Below are 8998 nucleotides of genomic sequence, written 5' to 3' on the forward strand. Positions count from 1 at the left end.
GGCTCAAGAAGGCCTAGAATTCCCGCATTGTTTATTCCCCCAAGGTAGCCCTTTAATGTCCTTCGCCGAGCAACTAACCCGCCTGCAAGTCTTCCTCGACGCCGACGAGCTGCATGAAGAGGCGCTGGACTACGTGGCCGCTCACGGTTACCTGACCGCGCTGTCGATCTGCGCCGACGAGGTGCCGGACCGTGAGTGGATCGACGCTCTGTTCGCCGAAGAGCCGCATTACAGCAGCGAAGCCCAGCGCGAAGAGATCGAAGCCACGCTGATCGGCCTCAAGGCCCACATCGCCCGCCAACTGGCCTCCGACGAAGAATTCGAGCTGCCATGCGAGCTGGACCTGGGCGACGAGCCGGACGATTCCGAACTGCGCGGCTGGTGCATCGGTTTCATGGAAGGCGTGTTCCTGCGCGAAGCGGCCTGGTTCGAAACCGCCGAAGAAGAAGTCAGCGAAATGCTCCTGCCGATCATGGTCGGTTCGGGCCTGTTCGACGAACAGCCTGAGTTCGAAGACATCGCCAGGGACGCCAACCTGATGGACGACATGATCGTGCAGATCCCGGAAGCCCTGACCGCGCTGTACCTGCTGTGCCAGGCACCCGACGAAAAACCGGCGATCCTCAAGCCACGTCACCACTAAGATCCGGCCTATGGACAACCCCATAGGCAACCGTCCCCTGATGTTGCGCTACATCCTGCTGGCCATCGGCTGGCTTAGCGTGGCATTGGGGGTGATCGGGATTTTCCTGCCTGTTCTCCCCACTACCCCTTTCCTACTGCTGGCAGCCGCCTGCTTTGCCCGCAGCTCTCCGCGTTTTTACCAATGGCTGGTCGAGCATCCCCGGCTCGGGCCATGGATCCGCGACTACCTCGATGGCAACGGCATACCGCTCAAGGGCAAGGTCTACGCGATCGGGCTGATGTGGGCGAGCATTCTGTTCTCGTGCTACCTGGTGCCGCTACCGTGGGCGCGTGGGTTCATGCTGACCAGTGCGGTGTTGGTGACGGTTTATATCTTGCGGCAGAAGACGTTGCACAAGTCTTGACCGCTTGTCGGGACTGTCAGAGTTGACAGGTGTGTAACGCTCATCTGATGGCGCTTCATGGTGCATGCCCGCTGCCATTCCGGCAGAAACGGCTGAACCTGCGAAGGAGCGTTCCCCATGGATACTCAAAATCCTTTCTTCAGCTACTGCACGACATATCCCGGCGGAACCTCGTTAAAACCTGGCGACACTAACTCCTCCACGGGGGTCGAGTTTGGCGGAAGCGGTCCGGCGGGTGCTCCATTTGTGATTACGGATAACGGCTCGGTAGTGGCTAGTGGAGTGTTCAATCCAAGCAGCGCATTCATCCAGCCGTTGGTGAATCTGGCTCAGGGACTGCATCGCTTTGAACTGCGGGAAAATGCCAGTTTGCCTGCGACTGATGTTTGGTTATATACCGTGGACAATGTCAATAGTCCAAAAATCAATTCAGTTATCGGTATACCAAGCGGTGCTGCAATTCCCCCAAACACTTCCACTTTCGAAACAGCGTTGATTATTAGTGGGACGTCTACCGCACAAAAAATGGAAATCCTCAATGGTGGCGACTCAATGGGACAAGCGCCAGTCGATCCTACGACAGGACGTTGGACCTTAACGATTATTCAGCTTAAGGATGCTAGTTATCGCTTTATCGCCAAAGATTTAGACAGCGGCGGATCTCTTTCAGCAGCATGGATGCTAGATGTAAAAACTGCGCCAACAATCGAGGGAATTTATGGCTCTCACTACAACAATAACCCTCCTGGAGAAACACTCATTCCCAACGGAGGCACATTTGTTGGCAGGTACATACGAATAGCAGGTAAAGGAGTACCACACCATAGATTGACATCTCCAAATTCGTCTTCTCCGGATCTCGTCGATAAATACGGAGACTGGAGTACCGATAGATACGCTGGAAGACCCTCGAACGATGGAAGAACAACTATTGTGATGACTGATGCAGTAAATGGCCTTAGTTCAAACGGATGGACCATTAACTGGAGGCAGCCATAGAAGGACAGAAAACATTGGGAACAGGGACGTATTTATATACCAGCCCCTACCATGAAAACCCGCCTTCCCCTCCAATGGGGAAGGCGGGTTTTGTCATTTCAACGTTAACGACAGTTCACGTTGAATAATGTTGAAGGTTATGTCCGCAAAGCCACGCCACCTTGCGCCTTTGCCTACTCATCCGCCAGAATCCGCCGGCTTGTGCGCTTTGGGGGCGGGTTCTATTGTTTGGCGGTCGCTGAAAAGCAGCGATCGGGTTTAGCAGCCCGGATCTACTCTAGACGCACAATGCCGTTCGTTCGTGATCAGGCTCACGCCTGTCCGTTCACGTTATGGCGGCTTTGCGTGGGGCACTTCGGTGCGCCGGGTTCTAGAGTCCTGGTCTGCTAACCCGCGTACGGCCGCCACCTCTTTCGTTTAGCAGCGAAGCGTGGCGCCTCCACTACTCTAGAGGCTTTACCCATGATCAAACCCACGCCAAACCCGCCGGAAGTCGATTCGACTTCGCCCTACGAAACCCTCGATTCCAAGAAATTCCACGAAGCCGCCGAACGCGCCCTCGATCACTACCTCAATCCCCTCCTCCCCCGAAAACCGCTGCTCAAATCCAACACCCGCTACCTCATCGCCCCCGGTATCGACAGCGAAGAACTGCTGGCCGACGCCTGCGAAACCCTGACCTCGGCCAAAACCATGGCCAATGATTTCGCCGGGTTGGTGGACGGCTCGCAACGGCATGTGCTGCTGGGGATTGCGCAGTTGATCATGCTGGGTGAGCTGGCGGTGAATCGGGCGCTGGATAATCTGGAGTTGAAGGCTGAGGCGCCCGCTGTAGTTTGACCGCCGCCTGATCGTTCCCACGCTCTGCGTGGGAATGCCTCAATGGACGCTCTGCGTCCGCTCTTTGGGACGCGGAGCGTCCCGGGCTGCATTCCCACGCGGAGCGTGGGAACGATCAACGCGCAAAAAAACCGCCGCCCCGGTTGATCGGGACGGCGGGTTTTGTCGTTTCAGCCCCCGCTCACACCGTATCCACCTTCAACGAATGATCATTCAGCATCCCGTTGATGATCGTCGCCGTGTCATGCCCGCTGGCGATCAACCCACCCGCGCCCGGCGTTACACCGTAGTGACTGGCGAGGTTGACGCCGGCCAGGTCGATGGTCTGGTTCGGCGTGGCACCGGCCATGGCGCTGACGTCGATGCTGGTGACCACCGAGGCGCCGCTGCCGGTGACGGTGAAGTGCAGGTAGTCATCCAGTGACGCCGACGTGCCGTTTTCACCTTGCAGCAGTTGCGACAGGTCGAGCTTGTCGGTGCCGGGGGTGAAGTCGGTGACGGTGTCGTGACCGCTGTTGCCCTTGAGCCACTGGAAGGTGTCGGCGCCCGGCCCGCCGGTCAGGGTGTTGTTGCCCATCCCGCCGATCAGCAGATCGTCACCGCCGCCACCGTTGAGGATGTCGTTGCCCAGGCCTCCATTGATCACGTTGTTATTGTTGTCGCCGGTGAGGGTGTCGTTGAAGTTCGAGCCGACGAGGTTTTCGACGTTGCTGAGGGTGTCGATGCCCGCGCCGAGGGTGTTTTGCGCACCGAGCAGGCTCAGGTTGACCGTAACCCCGGCCGTCGCATGGGCATAGCTGACCGTGTCGATTCCGGTGCCGCCATCGAGGATGTCGTTGCCCGGGCCGCTGTAGAGCAAGTCGTTGCCGGCGCCGCCGTGCAGTTCGTTGTTGCCGGAGCCGGCGGTGAGCACGTCGTTGCCGTCGCCACCGTTGAGGATGTTGTCGCCGCTGCCCGCCACCAGCACGTCATCGCCGGAAGTCCCGGTGAGGGTGTGGCCGTCCTGATAGCTGATGGTCACGTTGGCGGTGTCGTTGCCGCCGTGGTTGTCGTTGGCGGTGTAGGTGCCGTGGTAGTCCGGGGTGATGTCGTGGGCCCCGGCGTAGTTGACCGTCATGGTCAGTTGATAGTTTTCCGCGGCATTGGTGTTGCTGCCGCTGGTGTTGGTGATGTTGGTCACGTGGATCTGGTACGTGCCATCGGCGCTGGCGGTGATGGTACCGCCGTCGGCGATGCTGACGAACGCCCCGCCGTTCACCGAGTACTCCATGGTGATGTGGCCGGCCGCCAGGTTGTGGTCGAGGTTGAGGGTCTCGCCTTGTTTCAGTTTGACGGTGATGAGGTCTTCATCGTTGGCATTGGCGTTGGTCACCGCACCGAGGTAGCCGCTGACCACCAGCACCGCCGTCATGGCCGCCGTGTTGGCTGCGAAGGAATTGCGTACATCCGCCAGGTTCTGGTTGGCGGCGGTGTTGCTGGTGCCGGTGAAGCTGATCGCGCCGCTGCCGGTGAAGTCCGCCCCCTTGGCGACCCAACCGGTGTTGAAGGTGGTTGGCGAAGCGTTGAGTGTGTCGTTGTCCGGATCGGTGTCGTTGGCCAGCAGCAACTCGCCCGGAACCACGACATTGCTCGACAGCACGTTGGTGATGATGTGGTCGTCCACCGCCACCGGAGGCGAGTTGGGGATCACTTTCACCGTCAGCGTCGAGCTGGCGAGGTCGCCATCGTTGTCGCTGAGGGTAAAGCCGATGTTCTCGGTGATCACCGTCGTGGTGGTTTTTTGCGAGGTGTAGCTGTAGTCGCCGGTGTCGAGGTTGATCACCAGGGTGCCGCTGTTGTTGGTGGCGATGCTCAGGGTGTTGTTCACCGTGTCGAAGGTGCCGTGGTTGGTGCCGCCGCTGGCGGTCAGCGAACCCTGGCCGCTGTTGGCTTTCGGGTCGTAGGTGTAGGTGGTACCGTCCACCACGATGGATTTGATGAAACCGCCATCGGCGCCGAACGAACCACTGTCACCCAGCAGCGAACCGGTGACCGGCGCGCCGACCACGGTGCCGGACAGCACCGAGTTCAGTTGATTGAGGTCGGTGACCACCACTGCATTGGTGTTGGTGTGGCTGATGCCGTCGTAGGCCAGTGGATCGAGGTTGGCGTTACTGACGCCGTTGCCCAGGCCGATCGCATAGTTCTTGATGTTGTTGGCATCGAGGAAGTTTTTCAGCGCGGTCTCGTCGGCGGTACCGATTTCCTGGCCGGTGGTGGGTTTGCCGTCGGAGAAGAAGTAGCCGACGTTCTGCGCCCCGGTGAGTTTGCCCGAGGTGTTGAACGCGGTCTGCATGGTCGCCACGGCCGCATCGTAGTTGGTGCCGCCACCGGCGCTGAGGCCGGCGAGCAGGGTCTTGGCCGTCGCCACATCGACCCACACCGTCGTGCGGTCGGTGGCGTTGCTGCTGAAGGTAACGAGCTGCACTTTCACATCGCCCAGATCATCGTACTTGTCGAGCAAGGCACTGATCGCCTGCTTGGCCAGGTCCAGCCGCGACAGGCCCGGCACGCCGGAGGCGTCGGCCATACTGCCGGAGATGTCGAGCACGATCAGGATGTTGGAGTCGATCTCCACCGCCGCCACCGACCGATCCGACGCCACCGCTTTTGGCACATCGTCGACGATGTTGACCACGATGGTGCTGGTGGTGCTGTTGCCCAGCGCATCGGTGGCCTTGTAGGTGAAACTTTCGCTCAGGGTGTTCGGCCCGTCGTTGGCGTTCGGCGTGGTTTTCGGCGCCGAGGTCAGGGTGTAGGTGTACGTGCCGTCGGGGTTGAGCAGGATCTGTCCATAGGTGCCGGTGGCGCTACCGACCAGGGTGTAAGTGATAACGCCGCTGCCGCCGGTGACCGCGCCGACCAGCGTGCCGGTGGCGGTTTCGCCGGTGTTGGTCGGATCGCTGCCGGTGACCGTTCCGGGGGCTAGGTCTTGCCCGTCCTTGGTCAGGTCGAGGGCTTTTTCGTAGACGGTCACGTCCTGATCGACCGAGGCCACGAGTTTGCTGTCGGCGACGTTGACGGTGATGGTGGTGGTGCTTTCGTCACCGTCACTGTCGCGGATGGTGTAGGTGAAGGTGTCGGTGGCGCCCGCTGGGCTCACCGAGTTCGGGTTGCTGTGATAAACGGCGTTGCCGGCCGCATCCAGGGTCAGGTAGCCGTAGGTGCCGTTGATGTTGCTGTTGAGGCCGCCGATGGCCGAGGTCGCGGTGTTGCTGCCAGCCCGCACGCCCACCACCGCACCGCCCGCCGCCGGGCCATCGGCACCGGTGACGTCGTTGCCCAGTACGCTGATATTGACCGTGCCGCCCTCCACCACCGAGCCGGTGTCGGCCTTGGCGGTCGGCAGGTCATCGACGATGTTGACGTTGATCTGCCCAGACGCGGTGCTGCCATCGCCATCGGTAGCCACCACGTTAAAGTTCTCGGTGATGCTGTTGGCGCCGTTGCCGGTCGGGTGGGTTTCGTGATCCACCAGGGTGTAGCTGTAACTCACCACGCCCGTGGCCGGGTTGTAACCGGTGATGGTCAGCGTGCTGCCCAGCGGCGTGACGACCGATTGCGGGAAGCCTGCGGCTACGCCATTGGTCACCACGGCGATACCGCCGACGGTGAGGGTTTGCAGACCGTCGAGGGCGGTGACGGTGAAGGTGCCGCTTTGGGTCAGCGCCGTCGCATCCGGCGCAGTGCCGTTGCTGAGGTTTTTCTCGAAAACAGTGAGCTCGCCACCGTTTACGTCGAGGCCGTTGAGAATCACCGGATCGTCGTTGTTGTGGATCTGCAGTACGAGGTTCGCGGTGCTTGCGTCGCCGTCCGAGTCGGTGATGGTGTAGGTGAAGGTCTCGGTGCCGTTGCCATTGCCGTGCAGGTTTTTGAAGTCCGCATCGTTGGTGTTGAGGGTGTAGGTGTAGGTGCCGTTGGCGTTCAGCACCAGGGTGCCATAAGTCCCGGTGAAAGTGCCGGCGGTGATCGGGCCGGCATTGGGGCCGGTTGGGACGCGGTCGGCGCCTTGCACGTCGTTGGTCAGGACGTTGCCGGTCAAGGTGAGGTTGGTTTCCGAGGCGGTGCCGGCGTTGGTGTCGTTTACGCCTTTTGGCAGGTCGTCGACGATGTTGACGTCCAGCGACGCATTGGCGGTAGTGCCGTTGTCATCCACCACGGTGACGGCGAACTGCTCACTCAGGGTATTCGCGCCGTTGGCGGTTGGGTGGGCGTCGTTGTGGTCGAGGGTGTAGCTGTAACTGACGACGCCGGTCGTAGCGTTGAAGCCGGTGATGGTCAGCGTGCTTCCCAACGGAGTCGTGACCGATTGCGGGAAGCCTGCGGCCACGCCGTTGGTGACGACAGCGATTCCACCGACAGTCAGCGTGGTCACACCGTCCAACGCCGTGATGGTGAACGTGCCGCTCTGAGTCAGGGCGGTGGCATCCGGTGCGCTACCGGTGCTGAGGTTTTTCTCGAAGACGGTGAGTTCACCACCGTTCACATCGAGGCCACTGATAGTTACCGGATCGTCGTTGTTGTGGATTTGCAACACCAGATTCGCGGTGCTGGTATCGCCGTCCGAATCGGTGATGGTGTAGGTGAAAGTCTCGGTGCCGTTGCCATTGCCGTGCAGGTTTTTGAAGTCCGCATCGTTGGTGTTGAGGGTGTAGGTGTAAGTGCCGTTGGCGTTCAGCACCAAGGTGCCGTAAGTCCCGGTGAAAGTGCCGGCGGTGATCGGGCCAGCGTTGGGGCCGGTTGGGACGCGATCGGCGCCTTGCACGTCGTTGGTCAGGACGTTGCCGGTCAGCGTCAGATTGGTTTCCGATGCCGTGCCGGCGTTGCTGTCGTTTACGCCTTTTGGCAGGTCGTCGACGATGTTGACGTCGAGGTTGGCGTTGGCGGTGGTGCCGTTGTCGTCGACCACGGTGACGGCGAATTGCTCACTCAGGGTGTTGGCGCCGTTGGCTGTTGGGTGGGCATCGTTGTGGTCGAGGGTGTAGCTGTAACTGACGACGCCGGTCGTGGCATTGAACCCGGTGATGGTCAGCGTGCTGCCCAGCGGAGTCGTGACCGATTGCGGGAAGCCTGCGGCTATACCGTTGGTGACGACAGCAATGCCACCCACGGTCAGCGTGGTCACACCGTCCAGCGCCGTGATGGTGAACGTGCCGCTCTGAGTCAGGGCGGTGGCATCCGGTGCGCTACCGGTGCTGAGGTTTTTCTCGAAGACGGTGAGTTCACCACCGTTCACATCGAGGCCGCTGATGGTCACCGGATCGTCGTTGTTGTGGATTTGCAGCACGAGGTTTGCGGTGCTGGTATCGCCGTCGGAATCGGTGATGGTGTAGGTGAAGGTTTCAGTCCCGTTTCCGCCACCGTGCAGATTTTTGAAGTCTGCATCGTTGGTGTTGAGGGTGTAGGTGTAAGTGCCATTGGCATTCAACACCAGGGTGCCGTAAGTCCCAGTGAAAGTGCCGGCAGTGATCGGCCCGGCATTCGGTCCGGTCGGGACGCGGTCGGCGCCTTGCACGTCATTGGTCAGAACGTTGCCAGTCAGCGTCAGGCTGGTTTCCGAGGCGGTGCCGGCGTTGCTGTCATCCACGCCTTTCGGCAGGTCGTCGACGATGTTCACGTCCAACGACGCATTGGCGGTGGTGCCGTTGTCATCGACCACGGTGACGGCGAACTGCTCACTCAGGGTGTTGGCGCCGTTGGCTGTTGGGTGTGCGTCGTTGTGGTCCAGGGTATAGCTGTAGCTGACGACGCCCGTCGTAGCGTTGAAGCCGGTGATGGTCAGCGTGCTGCCCAGCGGCGTGGTCACCGATTGTGGGAAGCCTGCGGCTACGCCGTTAGTGACCACGGCAATGCCACCCACGGTCAGCGTGGTCACGCCGTCCAAAGCTGTGATGGTGAACGTGCCACTTTGGGTCAACGCTGTGGCGTCCGGCGCACTGCCGGTGCTGAGGTTTTTCTCGAAGACGGTGAGTTCACCGCCGTTTACGTCGAGACCGCTGATGGTCACCGGATCGTCGTTGTTGTGGATTTGCAGCACGAGGTTTGCGGTGCTGGTATCGCCGTCGGAATCG

5 protein-coding genes are annotated in these 8998 nt (G+C 60.5%); 4 read left to right on the top strand and 1 reads right to left on the bottom strand.

The window, feature by feature from the left end; genetic code table 11:
- Window positions 1-55: 55 nt before the first annotated feature.
- From AC07N4_RS07255 to AC07N4_RS07270, 4 genes are all read left to right on the top strand, one after another.
- Window positions 56-643, top strand: coding sequence for a UPF0149 family protein (locus AC07N4_RS07255; protein ID WP_096822240.1), 588 nt, complete (start codon window positions 56-58; stop codon window positions 641-643).
- 10 nt (window positions 644-653) lie between these two features.
- A complete protein-coding gene (locus AC07N4_RS07260; protein WP_102620308.1) occupies window positions 654-1049 on the top strand; it encodes a YbaN family protein in 396 nt (131 codons plus the stop codon).
- Between the two features lie 117 nt (window positions 1050-1166).
- Window positions 1167-2048 (top strand): hypothetical protein, encoded by an 882-nt coding sequence (locus AC07N4_RS07265; protein WP_493065479.1) that lies wholly within the window; start codon window positions 1167-1169, stop codon window positions 2046-2048.
- Window positions 2049-2510: 462 nt separating this feature from the next.
- Window positions 2511-2888, top strand: coding sequence for a DUF6124 family protein (locus AC07N4_RS07270; protein WP_493065478.1), 378 nt, complete (start codon window positions 2511-2513; stop codon window positions 2886-2888).
- A 181-nt stretch (window positions 2889-3069) separates the two neighbouring features.
- Here AC07N4_RS07270 and AC07N4_RS07275 read toward each other — a convergent pair.
- A partial coding sequence (locus AC07N4_RS07275; RefSeq protein WP_493065477.1) for a cadherin-like domain-containing protein occupies window positions 3070-8998 on the bottom strand: 5929 nt, incomplete at its 5' end.

This window comes from Pseudomonas sp. GW821-FHT09E04 (assembly GCF_059416185.1).